General features: G+C 67.1%; 13 protein-coding genes. 3 read left to right on the forward strand and 10 right to left on the reverse strand.

The genetic code is table 11. The features are described 5' to 3' along the window. Positions 1-41: 41 nt before the first annotated feature. From E7811_RS10895 to E7811_RS10935, 9 genes are all read right to left on the reverse strand, one after another. A complete protein-coding gene (locus tag E7811_RS10895) occupies positions 42-1,190 on the reverse strand; it encodes an ABC transporter substrate-binding protein (protein WP_136394652.1) in 1,149 nt (382 codons plus the stop codon). A 64-nt stretch (positions 1,191-1,254) separates the two neighbouring features. After that, positions 1,255-2,895 (reverse strand): AMP-binding protein, encoded by a 1,641-nt coding sequence (locus tag E7811_RS10900; protein WP_136394653.1) that lies wholly within the window; start codon positions 2,893-2,895, stop codon positions 1,255-1,257. Positions 2,896-2,959: 64 nt separating this feature from the next. Next, a complete protein-coding gene (locus tag E7811_RS10905; protein WP_136394654.1) occupies positions 2,960-3,364 on the reverse strand; it encodes a RidA family protein in 405 nt (134 codons plus the stop codon). Next, positions 3,361-3,774, reverse strand: a complete 414-nt coding sequence (locus E7811_RS10910) for an acyl-CoA thioesterase (protein WP_136394655.1) — start codon at positions 3,772-3,774, stop codon at positions 3,361-3,363. Before E7811_RS10910 ends, E7811_RS10905 begins: the two co-directional genes overlap by 4 nt. Beyond that, positions 3,771-4,913 (reverse strand): acyl-CoA dehydrogenase family protein, encoded by a 1,143-nt coding sequence (locus E7811_RS10915; RefSeq protein WP_136394656.1) that lies wholly within the window; start codon positions 4,911-4,913, stop codon positions 3,771-3,773. Before E7811_RS10915 ends, E7811_RS10910 begins: the two co-directional genes overlap by 4 nt. A 63-nt stretch (positions 4,914-4,976) precedes the next feature. Continuing rightward, positions 4,977-5,789, reverse strand: a complete 813-nt coding sequence (locus E7811_RS10920) for an enoyl-CoA hydratase family protein (protein WP_136394657.1) — start codon at positions 5,787-5,789, stop codon at positions 4,977-4,979. After that, positions 5,786-6,229 (reverse strand): MarR family winged helix-turn-helix transcriptional regulator, encoded by a 444-nt coding sequence (locus tag E7811_RS10925; protein ID WP_136394658.1) that lies wholly within the window; start codon positions 6,227-6,229, stop codon positions 5,786-5,788. The genes E7811_RS10920 and E7811_RS10925 overlap by 4 nt, the downstream gene beginning before the upstream one ends. Beyond that, positions 6,226-6,948, reverse strand: coding sequence for an SDR family NAD(P)-dependent oxidoreductase (locus tag E7811_RS10930; RefSeq protein ID WP_136394659.1), 723 nt, complete (start codon positions 6,946-6,948; stop codon positions 6,226-6,228). Before E7811_RS10930 ends, E7811_RS10925 begins: the two co-directional genes overlap by 4 nt. Continuing rightward, the gene (locus tag E7811_RS10935; protein ID WP_136394753.1) at positions 6,945-9,230 is read right to left on the reverse strand and encodes a bifunctional salicylyl-CoA 5-hydroxylase/oxidoreductase; all 2,286 of its coding nucleotides are present in this window, start codon (positions 9,228-9,230) and stop codon (positions 6,945-6,947) included. The genes E7811_RS10930 and E7811_RS10935 overlap by 4 nt, the downstream gene beginning before the upstream one ends. A gap of 149 nt (positions 9,231-9,379) precedes the next feature. On the opposite strand from E7811_RS10935, the gene E7811_RS10940 reads away from it, so the two are divergent. After that, on the forward strand, positions 9,380-10,486 hold the full coding sequence (locus tag E7811_RS10940) for a 3-hydroxyacyl-CoA dehydrogenase (protein WP_136394660.1): 1,107 nt from the start codon (positions 9,380-9,382) through the stop codon (positions 10,484-10,486). 57 nt (positions 10,487-10,543) lie between these two features. Here E7811_RS10940 and E7811_RS10945 read toward each other — a convergent pair whose 3' ends face one another. Next, a complete protein-coding gene (locus E7811_RS10945) occupies positions 10,544-11,137 on the reverse strand; it encodes an NAD(P)H-dependent oxidoreductase (protein WP_136394661.1) in 594 nt (197 codons plus the stop codon). Positions 11,138-11,462: 325 nt separating this feature from the next. Between E7811_RS10945 and E7811_RS10950 the strand changes: the two genes are divergently transcribed. Next, positions 11,463-12,764, forward strand: coding sequence for an RNA polymerase factor sigma-54 (locus tag E7811_RS10950; RefSeq protein ID WP_246020394.1), 1,302 nt, complete (start codon positions 11,463-11,465; stop codon positions 12,762-12,764). A 170-nt stretch (positions 12,765-12,934) separates the two neighbouring features. Next, positions 12,935-14,473 (forward strand): ABC transporter substrate-binding protein, encoded by a 1,539-nt coding sequence (locus E7811_RS10955; protein WP_246020369.1) that lies wholly within the window; start codon positions 12,935-12,937, stop codon positions 14,471-14,473. Positions 14,474-14,476: the final 3 nt, after the last annotated feature.

Below are 14,476 nucleotides of genomic sequence, written 5' to 3' on the forward strand. Positions count from 1 at the left end.
AAAAGGCGCGGACCGGGGTCAGCCCCGGCCCGCGACAGGGATCAGTTCTGGCACTGATCGGCGTAGGCGTCGCCCCGGTCTGTCATCGCGACACCGATGATGCGATTGGTCAGGACATCACCCTCCTTCACCACCTCGCGGATATAGATATCCTGGATCGGGTGGCGGTTCGGGCCAAAGCGGAACTTGCCGCGCACGCTGTCGAACTCGGCGGCGTTCAGCGCGCCCGCAAAGGCATCGGCATCGGCCACGTCGGCCTTGGCCATCGCCGACAGAAGCAGGTTCGCCGTGTCATAGGCCTGCGCCGCATAAAGCGACGGCAGGCGGCCGTATTCCGCCTGGAACCCCTCGACAAAGGCCTTATTGGCGGCATTGTCCAGATCCTTGGACCATTGCGCGGTGTTCTTCACCCCAAGCGCGGCATCGCCCACGGCGGGCAGGATGTCCTGGCTGAAGCTGAAGGCCGGGCCGACCAGCGGCAGGCCCACGCCGGATTCGGCATATTGCTTCATGAAAGCGATGCCCATGCCGCCGGGCAGGAAGAAGAACACGGCATCCGCCCCGCTGGCGCGGATCTGCGCGATCTCGGCGGCATAGTCGGTCTGTCCCACCTGGGTATAGACCTCGTTCACCACCTCGCCCTTGAAGAACCGCTTGAAGCCCGCCAGCGAATCCTGCCCCGCGGGGTAGTTCGGCGCCATGATGAAGATCTTGCCGATCCCCGCCTCGCTGGCATAGGCACCCGCGGCCTCGTGCAGGTTGTCGTTCTGGTAGGAGACCGAGAAATACTTCGGATGGCAACCCGCGCCCGCCAGCGCCGAGGGTGCGGCATTGGTCGACAGGTAGAACCTGTTCTGCGCCACGGCGGCGGGCACCACCGCCATCGCAAGGTTCGACCAGACAATCCCGGTCAGCACATCGACATTGTCCGACTGGATCATCTTGTCAGCGATCTGCACCGCGATGTCGGGCTTCTGCTGATCGTCCTCGATCACCAGTTCCACGGCCGCGCCCGCATCGCCCGCCTGTTTCAGCGCAAGCAGGAAGCCGTCGCGCGTATCGACGCCAAGCCCCGCGCCGCCGCCCGAAAGCGTGGTGATCATGCCCACCTTGACGCCTTCGGCCTCAGCGGCGCCGACGGCAAGGGCAAGGGCGGCGATCCCGCCCATCAATACGGATTTCAGGTTCATTTCAGGCTCCCTGTTTGTTGTGGGTCCAGTTTTCCAATTCCTTCGGCGCTGGCAAGCAGAACCGTCATGTGCGCCCCTCCAGAAGGCGGAAGCGCTGGATCTTTCCGCTTTCGGTCTTGGGCAGGCCCGTGGTGAAGACCACGCGGCGGGGATACTTGAACGGCGCGATCATCGCCTTGACGTGATCCTGAAGCATCTTCGCCGTGGCATCGCAGGGCGAAACCCCCGCCGCCAGCACGACATGCGCCTCGACGATCTGGCCGCGTTCGGCATCGGGCGCCCCGACAACGGCACATTCCACCACATCGGGATGGGCCAGCAGCGCGGCCTCGACCTCGGGGCCAGCGATGTTGTAGCCGGCCGACAGGATGATCCCGTCGCTGCGCGCGGCAAAGTGGAAATACCCCTCGTCATCGTGCCAGAAACTGTCACCGGTCAGGTTCCAGCCCCCCTGGACATAGGCGCGCTGCTTGGCGGGCGCGGCAAGATACCGGCACCCCACCGGCCCCCGCACCGCAAGCCGCCCGGTTTCGCCGCGCGGCAGTTCGGCCCCGTCCGGCCCGATCACCCGCGCCTCGTAGCCCGTCACCGGGCGCCCGGTGCAGGCCGGTCGGCTGTCGCTGAAGCGGTTGGTCAGGAAGATGTGCAGCATCTCGGTCGATCCGATCCCGTCCAGCATCGGCTTGCCCGTGCGCTCTACCCACTCCTGATAGACCGGCGCGGGCAGCGTTTCGCCCGCCGAGACCGCCGCGCGCAGGCTGGACAGGTCCGCCCCGTCCTCCATCGCGCGCAGCATCACCCGGTAGGCGGTCGGCGCGGTGAAGCAAACGGTCGCGCGGTATTTCTGGATGATCTCGATCATGTTCGGCGGCGTGGCCTGTTCCAGAAGCGCGGCCGACGCGCCAAAGCGCAGCGGAAAGACGGCCAGCCCGCCAAGCCCGAAGGTGAACGCAAGCGGCGGCGACCCCACGAAGACATCCGAAGGCTGCACGTCCAGAACCTCGCGCGCATAGCCATCGGCGATGATCAGGATATCGCGGTGGAAATGCATCGTGGCCTTGGGTTCGCCCGTCGTGCCCGAGGTGAAGCCCAGAAGCGCCACATCGTCGCGCCCGGTCCTGACGGCCTCGAAGCGCACCGGTTTCGACAGGGCCGCGCGGTCCAGTTCGGCATCGTGGTTGGCCGTCCCGTCGAACCCCACCACGCAGGACAGGAACCGGCTGCCCTTGGCCGTGATCGTCAGTTCGTCCATCAGGCGGGTGTCGCACAGCGCATGGCTGATGCGGGCCTTTTCGATGATCTTGCCCAACTCGCCCGCGCGCAGCATCGGCATGGTGTTGACCACCACCGCCCCCGCCTTGGTCGCCGCCAGCCAGCAGGCCACCATCGCCGGGTTGTTGGCCGACCGGATCAGCACCCGGTTGCCCGGTTTCACGCCGTAGTCTTCCACCAGCGCATGGGCGATGCGGTTGGTCCAGTCGGTCAGTTCCTTGTAGGTGCGCATCCGGCCGTTGCCGATCAGCGCAGTATGGTCGCCGAAACCGCGTTCGACCATGCGGTCGGTCAGTTCCACCGCCGCATTGAGCCATTCCGGATAGTCGAACCCGTCCAGCAACAGGTCCGGCCACAGATCGGGCGGCGGCAGGTTGTCACGCGTGAAGGTGTCGACATGCGCCGACGGCCCCAGAGGCGGGTTGCCTTTCATCCCAACTCTCCCTGTTGGCGGGCGCGCCTCTGCCGGGCGGCTTACCCGCGATGCCGCACCCCGTTCAGGGGATCACGGCGGTTGCTTCGATTTCGACCCTGGCGCGGTCCTCGACCAGCGCCACGACCTGCACCAGCGCCATTGCCGGATAGTGCTTGCCGATGATCTCGCGGTAGGCGCGGCCCACCTCGCGCAGGGCGCCGAGGTATTCGTGCTTGTCGGTGACATACCAGGTCAGCCGCACCAGGTGTTCCGGCCGACCGCCCGCCACCGCCAGCACCTCGACGATGTTGCGCAGTGTCTGCGCCACCTGACCGGCGAAATCGTCGGTCTCGAATTCCTGCTGGCCGTTCCAGCCGATCATTCCGCCCAGATAGACCTGACGCCCGGTCGCGGCGATCCCGTTGGCATAGCCCTGGGCGGGCTTCCAGTTCGACGGGTGCAGGATTTCATGCGGCGATTGCGTCATGGCGTGCTCCTGATCTGTTCGGTCAACCGCGCCTTCAGCGGTGCTGGCCAAGCCTGCGCCCGGCCATCCGGGCCCACCCAGACGATGCGCTGCGCACACTCCAGGCGGGTTTCGCCGTCGCGCGCGGCGATGATGCGGAAGTCGGCGCTGCTGCATCCGACGCCCTCTACCTCCAGCGTGAAGCGCACGGTTTCCCCCAGACGGCTGGGCGCGGTGAATGTCACCTGAAGCCGCACCGTCGGCACGCCGCAGCCTTCCTCGATCGTGATCCGCGCGAAGGGGTGGCGCAGCACATCGGCAAAAAAGTTCTCGACGACCGAATTCACCATCTCGAAATAGCGCGGGAAAAAGACGATCCCGGCCGGATCGCAATGGTTGAACTCGATCTGGATGTCGCGCGAATAGCTCATCCCTCGCCCCCCAGCACGGCGCGGGCGATGACGATCTTCTGCACGTCGCTGGCCCCTTCATAGATCCGCAGCGCCCGGATTTCCCGATACAGGCTTTCCACCGCAAAGCCCTTGCGCACGCCATCGCCGCCATGGAGTTGCACCGCCCGGTCGATCACGCGCTGCGCGGCCTCGGTGGCGAAAAGCTTGGCCATCGCCGCCTCGCGCGTGATGCGGGGCGCGCCCCGGTCCTTGGCCCAGGCCGCGCGATAGACCAGAAGGGCGGCGGCGTCGATCTCCAGCGCCATGTCGGCAAGGTGGCCCTGCACCATTTGCAGGTCCGAGAGCGGCGCGCCGAACAGCTGGCGCCCCCGGCACCGGTCCAGCGCCTCGTCCAGCGCGCGTCGGGCAAAGCCAAGCGCGGCGGCCCCGACCGTCGGGCGGAACACATCGAGGACCGACATGGCGATCCTGAAGCCCTGCCCAGGCGCCCCGATCATCGCGGCTTCGGGCAGTTCGCATCCGTCAAACCGAAGCCGCGCCAGCGGATGCGGCGCGATCACCTCGATCCGCTCGGCGACCTCAAGGCCCGGCGTGTCGGCTGGCACCAGAAAGGCCGACAGGCCCCGCGCGCCCTCGCCTTCTCCGGTCCGGGCGAAGACGGTGTAGACTTCCGCGATCCCACCGTTCGAGATATAGGTCTTTTCCCCGTCCAGAACGTAACGGTCGCCCCGTCGCGTGGCGGTCATTGTGCTGCGCGCCACGTCCGAACCCGATCCCGGCTCGGTCAGGGCAAAGCCCGCGATCGCCCGGCCGGCGCGGGTTTCGGCCAGCCAGTCGCGCTGCGGCCCCGTCCCGAACAGCGACACCGCCCCCATGCCCAGCCCCTGCATCGCAAAGGCGAAATCGGCCAGCCCGTCATGGCGGGCCAGAATCTCGCGCGTCAGGCAGAGGCTGCGCACGTCGATCCGTTCGCCCTCGCCCGCCGCTGTAGCCTGCAACCAGCCGCCCGCACCAAGTGCCGCCACCAAGGCGCGGCAGGCGGCATCGGTATCGGCATGATCCACCGAAAGGCCCGCGCACCATGCCTCAAGCGCCTCGGCCCGCGCGCGATGCGCGGGGTCGAGGAAGGGCCAGTCGAGGAAACTCTTGTCGCTCATGTCTTCAACCTGATCCAAGTACCCCGGGGTCCGGGGCAGAGCCCCGGCGCCTCGATCCCAGCCTCAATCCCCACGGAACACCGGGGTTTCCTTGCCGACGAAGGCGCGATACGCCCGTTCGAAATCGCGCGTCTGCATGCAGATCGCCTGCGCCTGCGCCTCGGCCTCGATCGCCTGATCCAGCCCCATGTTCCATTCCTGGTTGAGCTGGGTCTTGGTGATGCCATGGGCGAAGGTCGGCCCGGCGGCCAGGCTCGCGGCCAGCGACAGCGCCTCGGCCTCAAGCCGGTCGGCCGGGTGCAGCGCATTCCAGAACCCCCAGGCCGCGCCCTCCTCGGCGCGCATCATCCGCCCGGTGTAAAGCAGTTCTGCCGCGCGGCCCTGCCCGATGATCCGGGGCAGCATCGCGCAGGCGCCCATGTCGCAGCCGGCCAGGCCCACGCGGGTGAACAGGAAGGCGCATTTCGCCCCCGGCGTCGCCAGCCGAAGGTCAGAGGCCATCGCGATGATCGCGCCCGCGCCCACGCAGATGCCGTCAACCGCCGCGATCACCGGCTTGCCGCAGCCGATCATCGCCTTGACCAGGTCGCCGGTCATCCGGGTGAAGGCCAGAAGGCCCTTCATGTCCATCCCCACCAGCGGGCCGATGATGTCATGCACATCGCCGCCCGAACAGAAATTCCCCCCGTTCGAGGCGAAGACCACCACATCGACATCCGTCGCATAGGGCAGCGAACGGAACATGTCGCGCAATTCGCCGTAGCTGTCGAAGGTCAGCGGATTCTTGCGGTCGGGCCGGTTCAACCGGATCGTCGCCACCCGGTCCTGCCAGTCCCAGATGAAATGCTGCGGCTTCAGATCGGCCATCTTGGTCATTTCGGCTCTCCTTTCGTGATCCGTCGCAGCATGGCGGTCAGCGCGTCCAGATCCTCTTCGGCGAGGTCCGACAGAAGGCGGTTCACCTCGTGCTCGTGCTCGGCCGCAAGCCCCTCGAACAGCCGCGCACCTTCGTCGGTCAGCGCGACATGCACGGTGCGGCGGTCGGTCTCGGACGGGCGGCGGCGCGCCAGCCCGTCCTTTTCCAGACGGTCGACCACAGCGGTGGCGTTGCCGTTCGACACCAGCAGCATCCGGCTGAGCTCGGTCATCGTCAGCCCCTCGCGCCGCCGCCATAGCGCGGCCATCACGTCGAACCGGGGCAGCGTGGTGTCATGCTTGACCCGCAGGAATTCGCGCAGTTCCGCCTCGATCGACCGGGTGACGCCAAGCAGCCGGATCCAGGCCTTGAGGCGGCGCTTGGACAGCGGATCGGTCATGCCGCGCCCCCCGTCAGGGTCAAGGCATGGCCGTTGACCATCGCGGCGGCGGGCGACGCCAGATAGACCGCCGCCGCCGCCACTTCTTCAGGCTGGATCAGGCGGCCTGCGGGATTGTCCGCGACCAGCCGCGCCTCGGCTTCGGCCCGGCTGACGCCAAAGCGGGCCTGAAGGCTGGAAATCGCCTTGTCGGTCAGCGGCGTCACGACGAAATCGGGGCAGATCGCGTTGCAGGTGATGCCCTTCGGCGCGACATCCAGCGCGACCGAACGGACAAGGCCAAGCACCCCGTGCTTGGCCGCCGCATAGGCCGGGATCGAGGCGCCCCCCTTCAGGCTGGCGGTGGAGGCGATGGCGATCAGCCGCCCGCCCCGCCCCATGCCGGGCAGGGCGGCACGGAAGGTCAGGAAGGTGCCCGTCAGGTTCACCGCCAGCGTCTGGTTCCAGTCGGCCAGCGTGGCCTGCGCCAGCTTGCCCGCGACACCGCCCCCCGCATTGGCGATGACGACATCGAAGGGCCCATCGAACAGGGCCTGAACGGCGCCCTCGTCCGTCACGTCAGCGACCCGGCAGGTCATGGAATAGCCGGCGGCGGTTTCGGCCAGCGCCTCGGCCCGGCGCCCGGTGATGGTGACAGCGTCGCCCGCATCCGCGAAGGCGCGGGCGATGGCCCGCCCGATCCCCGATCCGCCCCCCGTGACCAGAACCCGCCGCGTCATGCCCGGATCGCCTCGGCCTGTTTCTGCACCAGGCGCCGCGCCTGATCGGCCCCCGCCAGATAGGGCAGCGGCCAGTCGGCGGCGCGGTCGCCCAGGTCCAGGGCGGCGTGCAGTGTCCAGTAGGGATCGGCCAGATGGGGCCGCGCAAGACAGACCAGATCGGCCCGGCCGGCCATCAGGATGGAATTCGCCTGATCGGCATCGGTGATGTTGCCCACGGCCATCGTGGCCAGATGTGCCTCGTTCCGGATCCGGTCGCTGAAGGGCGTCTGGAACATCCGGCCATAGACGGGGCGGGCCTCGGTGGTGGTCTGACCGGCCGACACGTCGATGATGTCGGCCCCCGCATCCGCGAACATCCGGGCGATCTGAACCGCCTCGGCCGGGGTCACGCCGTGCTCGTCCACCCAATCGTTGGCCGAGATCCGCACCGACATCGGCCGCGCCTCGCCCCAAGCGGCGCGCATGGCCGAAAACACCTCGAGCGGCCAGCGCATCCGGTTCTCAAGCGACCCGCCGTAGGCATCCGTCCGCCGGTTCGACACCGGCGAGATGAAGGACGAGATCAGATACCCATGCGCCGCGTGCAGTTCGATCATGTCAAAGCCCGCGCGCGCGGCCATCCCGGCAGCGGCGGCGAACTGGTCGCGCACCCGGTCCATGTCGGCGCGATCCATTGCGCGGGGGGTGGCGTTCGCCTCGCTCCAGGGCAGGGCCGAGGGCGCCAGCAGCGGCCAGTTGCCCGTCGCAAGCGGCTGATCCATCCCTTCCCAGCCGATCCGGGTCGATCCCTTGCGCCCGGCATGGCCGATCTGGCAGCAAACCTTCGCGGTGGTCTCGGTGTGGATGAAATCGACGATGCGCCGCCAGGCGGCCTCGTGTTCCGGGGCATAGAGACCGGGGCAACCGGGGGTGATGCGTCCATCCGCCGAAACGCAGGTCATCTCGGTATAGACCACGCCCGCGCCGCCCTTGGCGCGTTCGCCGTAATGCACCAGGTGCCAATCGCCCGGCACACCGTCGCGCGCCTTGTATTGCGCCATGGGCGAAACGACGATGCGGTTCTTAAGCTCCATGTTCCGCAGACGAAACGGCGCGAAGATCGGCGCGCGTCCGGGGGTTCCGCCGGCCTGTTCCTGAAACCAGTCCTCGGCCCGGCGCAGCCACTCGGGGTCGCGGGCGCGCAGGTTTTCATGGCTGATCCTCTGGCTGCGGGTCAGCAGCGAATAGGCAAACTGCAACGGCGGCATGTCGAGATAGCGTTCGACCTGTTCGAACCATTCCAGCGAATTGCGCGCCGCCGATTGCAGGCGCAGCACTTCGACCCGGCGTTCGTCTTGATAGCGGCGGAAGGCGTCTTCCATCGTCGGTTCGCTGTGCAGGTAGTCGGCCAGCGCAATGGCGCTGTCAAAGGCCAGACGGCTGCCCGACCCGATCGAGAAATGCCCCGTCGCCGCCGCATCGCCCATCAGCACGACATTTTCGTGATACCACCGGTCGCAGATCACGCGCGGAAACTGCATCCAGACGGCAGACCCGCGCAGATGCGCCGCGTTCGACATCAGGTCATGGCCACCCAGATGCGCCTCAAAGATCCGGCGGCAGGTTTCCACCGTCTCTTCCTTGGACATGGTGGCGAAACCCCAGCGATCCCATGTCTCGGGCAGGCATTCCACAATGAAGGTCGCGGTGTTGTCGTCGAACTGGTAGACATGCGCCCAGACCCAGCCGTGTTCCGTCTTCTCGAAGATGAAGGTGAAGGCGTCGTCGAATTTCTGGTGCGTGCCAAGCCAGACGAACTTGCACAAGCGGGTGTCGATGTCGGGCCGGAACACATCGGCATATTCGCGGCGCACCACGCTGTTGATGCCATCGGCCGCGACCACCAGATCGTATTCCCTGCGATAGTCCTCGGCGGTGCGGAATTCGGTTTCGAACCGCATGTCCACGCCCAGTTCGCGGGCGCGGGCCTGCAACAGGACCAGCATCGCCTTGCGCCCGATCCCGGCAAAGCCGTGCCCGCCCGAAACCGTGCGATGCCCGGCATGGACCACGGCGATATCGTCCCAATAGGCAAAGCTGCCCCGGATCGCGGCGGTCGAGACGGGATCGTTCCGTTCCATCCGCCCAAGGGCATCGTCCGACAGCACAACGCCCCAGCCGAAGGTATCATTCGCGCGGTTGCGTTCCAGCACCGTCACCTGATGCGACGGATCGCGCAGCTTCATCGAGATGGCAAAGTAAAGGCCGGCCGGTCCCCCGCCAAGGCACAGCACCTTCATCCCCATTGCAGCCTCCGGTTCAGCGATCCTTAGCGGACGCTGCCACTTTGTCCCTTTAATTTCAAGTTTGAAATTTTGATCTTGAAATATATTGCCGACAGGCGAAGATCGCCGGGCGGACAAGGGGCTGACCGAAGGGGCAAGGCGCCATGGCGAAACCGATCATCGCGGTCGTGGGTCTGGGCACGATGGGCCTTGGCATCGCGCAGGTCTATGCGCAGGCCGGTCACCGGGTGCTGGCCACCGATGCCCTGCCCGGCGCGCGCGCCACGGCGGCGGAACGGGTGTCGGCAATGTTGGCGTCCCGCGTCACGGCGGGCCGGATGACCGCCGACGAGGCGCAGGCCATTGCCGGACGGCTGGAGATTGTCGGGGATGTCGCGGACCTTGCCCCGGCATCGCTGGTCATCGAGGCGATCGCCGAGGACGCGGATGCCAAGCGCGCGCTTTTCACCCGCCTCGAACAGGCCGCACCTCTGGCGGTTCTGGCGACGAACACCTCTTCCCTGCGGGTGGGCGACCTTGCGGCAGGGCTGGCCGATCCGACGCGCCTGATCGGGCTGCACTTCTTCAATCCGGCTCAAGCAATGAAGCTGGTCGAACTGATCGCGCCACCGGGGACAGAGCAGGCCGCGGCGCTGGCGCGATCCTTGACCGAGGCGGCGGGCAAGACGGTGGTTTCCGCGCCGGACAGCCCCGGCTTCATCGTGAACCGCTGTGCCCGCCCGTTCTATGGCGAGGCTCTCATCCTGCTTGAAGAAGGCCACGACCCGGCCGGGATCGACGCGGCGATGGTGGCGGCGGGCTACCGGATGGGGCCTTTCGCGCTGATCGACTTGATCGGGGCCGACATCAACCTTGCCGCAACGCAATCGCTGTGGCGGGCCATGGGCGGGCATCCCCGCTATCATGTGCCCGAACGGCTGGTGGCCCAGGTCGCGGCGGGGCGGCTTGGGCGCAAGTCGGGTGCGGGCTTCATCGGAACTGGCGCGACCGATCCCCCGGCGGACTCAAGGGCAATCGCCGACCGGATCGAGGCGACGCTTGTGAACGAGGCGCTGTGGCTGGCCGCATCGGGCGGGGTGCGCCCGGACGCAATCGACACGGCGCTTAAGCTTGGCCTCAACTTCCCGCGCGGGCCGTTTGAAATCCTGCGGCAGCGGGGCGAGGCCGCGGTGCGGCACGATCTGGCGACGCTTGAAGGCAGGGCGCCGCCACAACTGAAGACGCGCTACCTGCCACCCGTCCCGGCCTGAGCCGACGGGGCCAGGGAAACCGGGCCGGGGTCATCTGCCCCGGCCCGTTCAGTAGTATCAGCCGACCAGTTTGCCGGTGATTTCCACCAGACGCTTCGCCTGATGTGCGACCGATTTCTTGCCCGTCTCGTCCAGCGCGCCCGGTTGGCCCGAGAATCCATAGGGGTTGCCGCCATCTTCGAACTTGACCGGATCGGTATAGCCCGGCGCGACCGGGATCATCCCGAAATGCATGGCCGAAACATAGGTCTGCTGGATCGCGCCTTCGGTGCCGCCGTTGCGATTCTGCGCGGTGGCCGAGGCGGTGATCGTCTTGCCCGCCAGCGCCCCCTTCACCCACAGACCGCCCAGCGTATCGAGCCAGGCGCGGGTCTGGCTGGCCATGCCGCCAAACCGGGTGGGGCTGGTCAGGTAGAAGCCGTCGGCCCATTCCAGATCCTCGACCGAAATTTCCGGGATCTCGGCGCTGCGGTCGGCTTGCGCCTTCCAGGCGTCCTGGCTGGCCACGACTGCGGCGGGGGCGGTTTCGGGAATGCGGCGCAGACGCACCTCAGCCCCGGCGGCCTTCGCCGCTTCGGCCGCCGCAAGGGCGATGCCGTGGTTGCTGCCATAGGTCGAATAGAAAATGACCGCGATCTTCGGGGATGCCATGTGCTGTCTCCTGCTGTGCAAAAACGTTGCTTTTGAGGTAGGCGGCACGATGCGGCTTGTCGCCTGCCGTGGATGCACCGGAATTGTGCGATAACGCGCAACGGCGCTGCCCCACCCGTTCGCACGGTCGCATGGCGGACCCGCAAAGGACGGTTGCCTGCCGGGTGAAACGGGGCCATGCTGAACCCGTCAAGCGGCATGGGCAGGGGGCGCGCCGCCGTCCGACCCGACACGGGGCCGCACGTATCCGGTCATCGCGATGCCGCCCTCATGGGCCTTGCGCATCGGCCTTCACACCCGAGCCGGGGAGACTGTCGTGGTTGGTATGGACCTTGGGCTGAAACAGCGCGGCGTGCTGGCGATGACGCCGGCGCTGCGGCAGGCGATCGGATTCCTCGCCCTGTCGAACACCGAACTTTCCGCCCGGCTGGCAGACCTTCAGGCGCAGAACGCCGCGCTGGACCCTTCACCCGAGGCGGAACCCGAAGCATGGCTCGGGCTGATGCGGCAGATTTCGCCACCGTCCGACCAGCGGCCCCGCCCGCCGCCAGATCCACAGGGCGCGTCCGGTGGCTACGACACCGACAGGATCGCCGAGGGCGATCCGGGGCTGATCGCGCATGTGGGCGCGCAGCTGCCGCTTCTGGTGCGCGACCCGGCTGACCGGCCCGTCGCCCAGGCGTTCCTTCAGGCGCTGGAACCGTCGGGCTGGCTAGGTGCCGATCTGGCGGACATCGCGACCGAGGCGCGCGTTCCCATCGCCCGCGCCGAAAAGGTCCTGCGGCAATTGCAGGCCGCCGAACCGACCGGCCTCTTTGCCCGGTCGCTGGCGGAATGCCTGCACCTTCAGGCCGAAGAAAAGGGCCTGCTGACCCCGGCCTTTCTGCGGTTGCTTGAAAACCTGCCGCTCTTGGCCGCGGGCGACATCGACGCACTTGCCGCGGCCTGCGGCTGCGATCAGGACGCGGTGCTGACGATGGCGCGGGCGCTGCGGCGGATGAACCCGAAACCGGGGGCCGCCTTTTCGCAGGCTCCGGCACCGGCCCGCCCCCCCGATCTGGTGCTGCGCCGCGATGGCGAGGGCTGGATCGTGGAACTGAACGCGCAGACCGCGCCAAGCCTGCGGCTGACCGGCTCAGGCGCATCGCCCGAATCCCTGCGCGAGGCGCGGGCGCTGGTGCAGGCGCTGGAGCGGCGCCACGGCACGGTTCTGGCCATCGCCGCCGAGATCGTCGCCCGGCAGGATACCCATTTGCGCAGGTCCGGCCCGCTTGCGGCGCTGACGATCAACGATCTGGCCGCAGCGACGGGAATGCACCGCAGCACCGTCAGCCGTGTCACTGCGGCCCTTTACCTGAAGACCCCGAAGCGCACCCTGCGACTGCGCGACCTGATGTGCGCCTCGGCCCCTGCCGCCCGACGGCTGGAGGACCCCCTGTCGGTCGATGCGGTGCTGGAGCGGATGCGGGCCATCGTGGCGGCGGAAAACCCGGCACGGCCCCTTTCGGATGCTGCCATCGCCGAACGTCTGCTGCCCGAGGGCGCGGCGCTGGCGCGACGGACGGTCGCCAAGTACCGCGGGCTGGCAGGAATTCCGCCGCGCGCCGCCCGCCGCCGACAGGCGTGAAAGCCAAACAGGCCTGCGTGACATTCACGCAGGCAGCGCGCCCCCCTTGGCCGATCAGGGATCAGGGGGCGGAACGAGTGTGGCACGTCTTGTGCATACCAGTCTGATGTCCGCACCGATCGGACCAACGCACCCAAAGAACCGGGGCATGATCACATGGGAGATACCAAATGAAAGCACTTCCGCGTCTGCTGATGGCCACCGCTCTGGCCGCCACCCCAGCCCTTTTTCCCGCCGCCGTCGCGGCCGAGGACCTGATCGTCGGCTTCACGCTCGATGCCGACACGCTTGATCCTGCGAACCACCGCAAGCGCGAGACGGAGACGATCATCCGCAACCTTTATGACGGCCTGCTGACTCGCGATGCAAACATGCTTGTCGTGCCCGAGCTCGCAGAGTCGATCACCCAGATCTCGCCCACCGAATACGATTTCAAGATCCGGTCGGGGGTGAAGTTCCATGACGGCAGCACCCTGACCGCCGAGGACGTGAAGTTCACGCTGGACCGTATCACCGTCGAGAACGCGATGGGTGGCCAGACCAGCCCGCGCCAAGGCCTGATGGGACCGGTCGCCTCGGTCGATGTCACGGCGCCGGATACCGTCCGGATCACGCTGAAGGAACCCTGGCCGATCCTGCCCGCGATGCTGCCCAACCAGCAGATCGTGTCGAAGGCCTTCGTCGAATCCGTCGGCAACGAAGGGCTGGCGACCCAGGTCAACGGCACCGGCCCCTTCAAGCTGGTGGAATGGCGCAAGGGCGATGCCATCATCATGGAGCGGTTCGACGACTATTACGGCGGCGCTGCCGATATCCCGCCGGTCGACAAGGCATGCGTCGATCGCGTGATCTTCAAGATCATTCCCGAAAGCGCCAGCCGCGTCGCCGCCCTTCTGGCGGGCGAGGTGCATATCATCAACGAACTGCCCGCCTTCTCGATCTCTCAGGTCGAATCGAACGACGGCACGCAGGTGATGACGGTGAACGGCACCCGCAGCTTCTTCATCGCGATGAACATGGAAGGCGAACATTTCGACGACGTGAAGGTGCGCCAGGCCGCCGCGATGGCGATCGACAAGCAGCTGATCATCGACAAGATCCTCGGCGGCAACGCGGCACCGATCGACGGCATCCTCTCGCCCGACGCGTTCGGCGCCAGCGAACTGCCGAAGGTGGGCTATGACCCGGAAAAGGCCAAGGCCCTTCTGGCCGAGGCGGGCTTCCCCGACGGGATCGACGTGACGATGGACACCGAAGGCGCGTTCAAGGACACGGCCGAGGCCATCGCCTCGATGCTGACCAACGCGGGCATCCGCACCACCGTGATGGTCGGCGAAGGCGCCCAGCTTTCCGACAAGTGGCGCACCAAGGGCGCGCCCAAGTCCGGCGACATGTATTTCACCAGCTGGGGCAACGGTTCGCTCGATCCGTTCGATATCTTCACGCCGACGCACAAGACCAATGACCGCGGCAATTCGGCGGGCTATGCCAACCCGGAACTTGACGCGATCCTTGATGCGGCCGCCGTGGAGCTGGATGTGGAAAAGCGCCGGGCGATGTATCGCGACGCCGAGATGATGATCAACGCGGATCAGCCCTATGTCTATCTCTGGGTTCCCAAGGACATCTACGGCGTTTCCAAGCGCGTGACCGGCTGGCAGCCCAGTGCCGACAGCCGCATCAACCTGCACGACGCCTGCCTGAATTGACCT

Origin of the sequence: Aliigemmobacter aestuarii, from assembly GCF_004799285.1 — a bacterium.
GTDB lineage: Bacteria > Pseudomonadota > Alphaproteobacteria > Rhodobacterales > Rhodobacteraceae > Aliigemmobacter > Aliigemmobacter aestuarii.

Coding starts and splice junctions, on each gene's coding strand:
- E7811_RS10895 (WP_136394652.1), bottom strand. CDS start 1,190: ATGAACCTGAAATCCGTATTGATGGGCGGGATCGCCGCCCTTGCCCTT.
- E7811_RS10900 (WP_136394653.1), bottom strand. CDS start 2,895: ATGAAAGGCAACCCGCCTCTGGGGCCGTCGGCGCATGTCGACACCTTC.
- E7811_RS10905 (WP_136394654.1), bottom strand. CDS start 3,364: ATGACGCAATCGCCGCATGAAATCCTGCACCCGTCGAACTGGAAGCCC.
- E7811_RS10910 (WP_136394655.1), bottom strand. CDS start 3,774: ATGAGCTATTCGCGCGACATCCAGATCGAGTTCAACCATTGCGATCCG.
- E7811_RS10915 (WP_136394656.1), bottom strand. CDS start 4,913: ATGAGCGACAAGAGTTTCCTCGACTGGCCCTTCCTCGACCCCGCGCAT.
- E7811_RS10920 (WP_136394657.1), bottom strand. CDS start 5,789: ATGACCAAGATGGCCGATCTGAAGCCGCAGCATTTCATCTGGGACTGG.
- E7811_RS10925 (WP_136394658.1), bottom strand. CDS start 6,229: ATGACCGATCCGCTGTCCAAGCGCCGCCTCAAGGCCTGGATCCGGCTG.
- E7811_RS10930 (WP_136394659.1), bottom strand. CDS start 6,948: ATGACGCGGCGGGTTCTGGTCACGGGGGGCGGATCGGGGATCGGGCGG.
- E7811_RS10935 (WP_136394753.1), bottom strand. CDS start 9,230: ATGAAGGTGCTGTGCCTTGGCGGGGGACCGGCCGGCCTTTACTTTGCC.
- E7811_RS10940 (WP_136394660.1), top strand. CDS start 9,380: ATGGCGAAACCGATCATCGCGGTCGTGGGTCTGGGCACGATGGGCCTT.
- E7811_RS10945 (WP_136394661.1), bottom strand. CDS start 11,137: ATGGCATCCCCGAAGATCGCGGTCATTTTCTATTCGACCTATGGCAGC.
- E7811_RS10950 (WP_246020394.1), top strand. CDS start 11,463: ATGGACCTTGGGCTGAAACAGCGCGGCGTGCTGGCGATGACGCCGGCG.
- E7811_RS10955 (WP_246020369.1), top strand. CDS start 12,935: ATGAAAGCACTTCCGCGTCTGCTGATGGCCACCGCTCTGGCCGCCACC.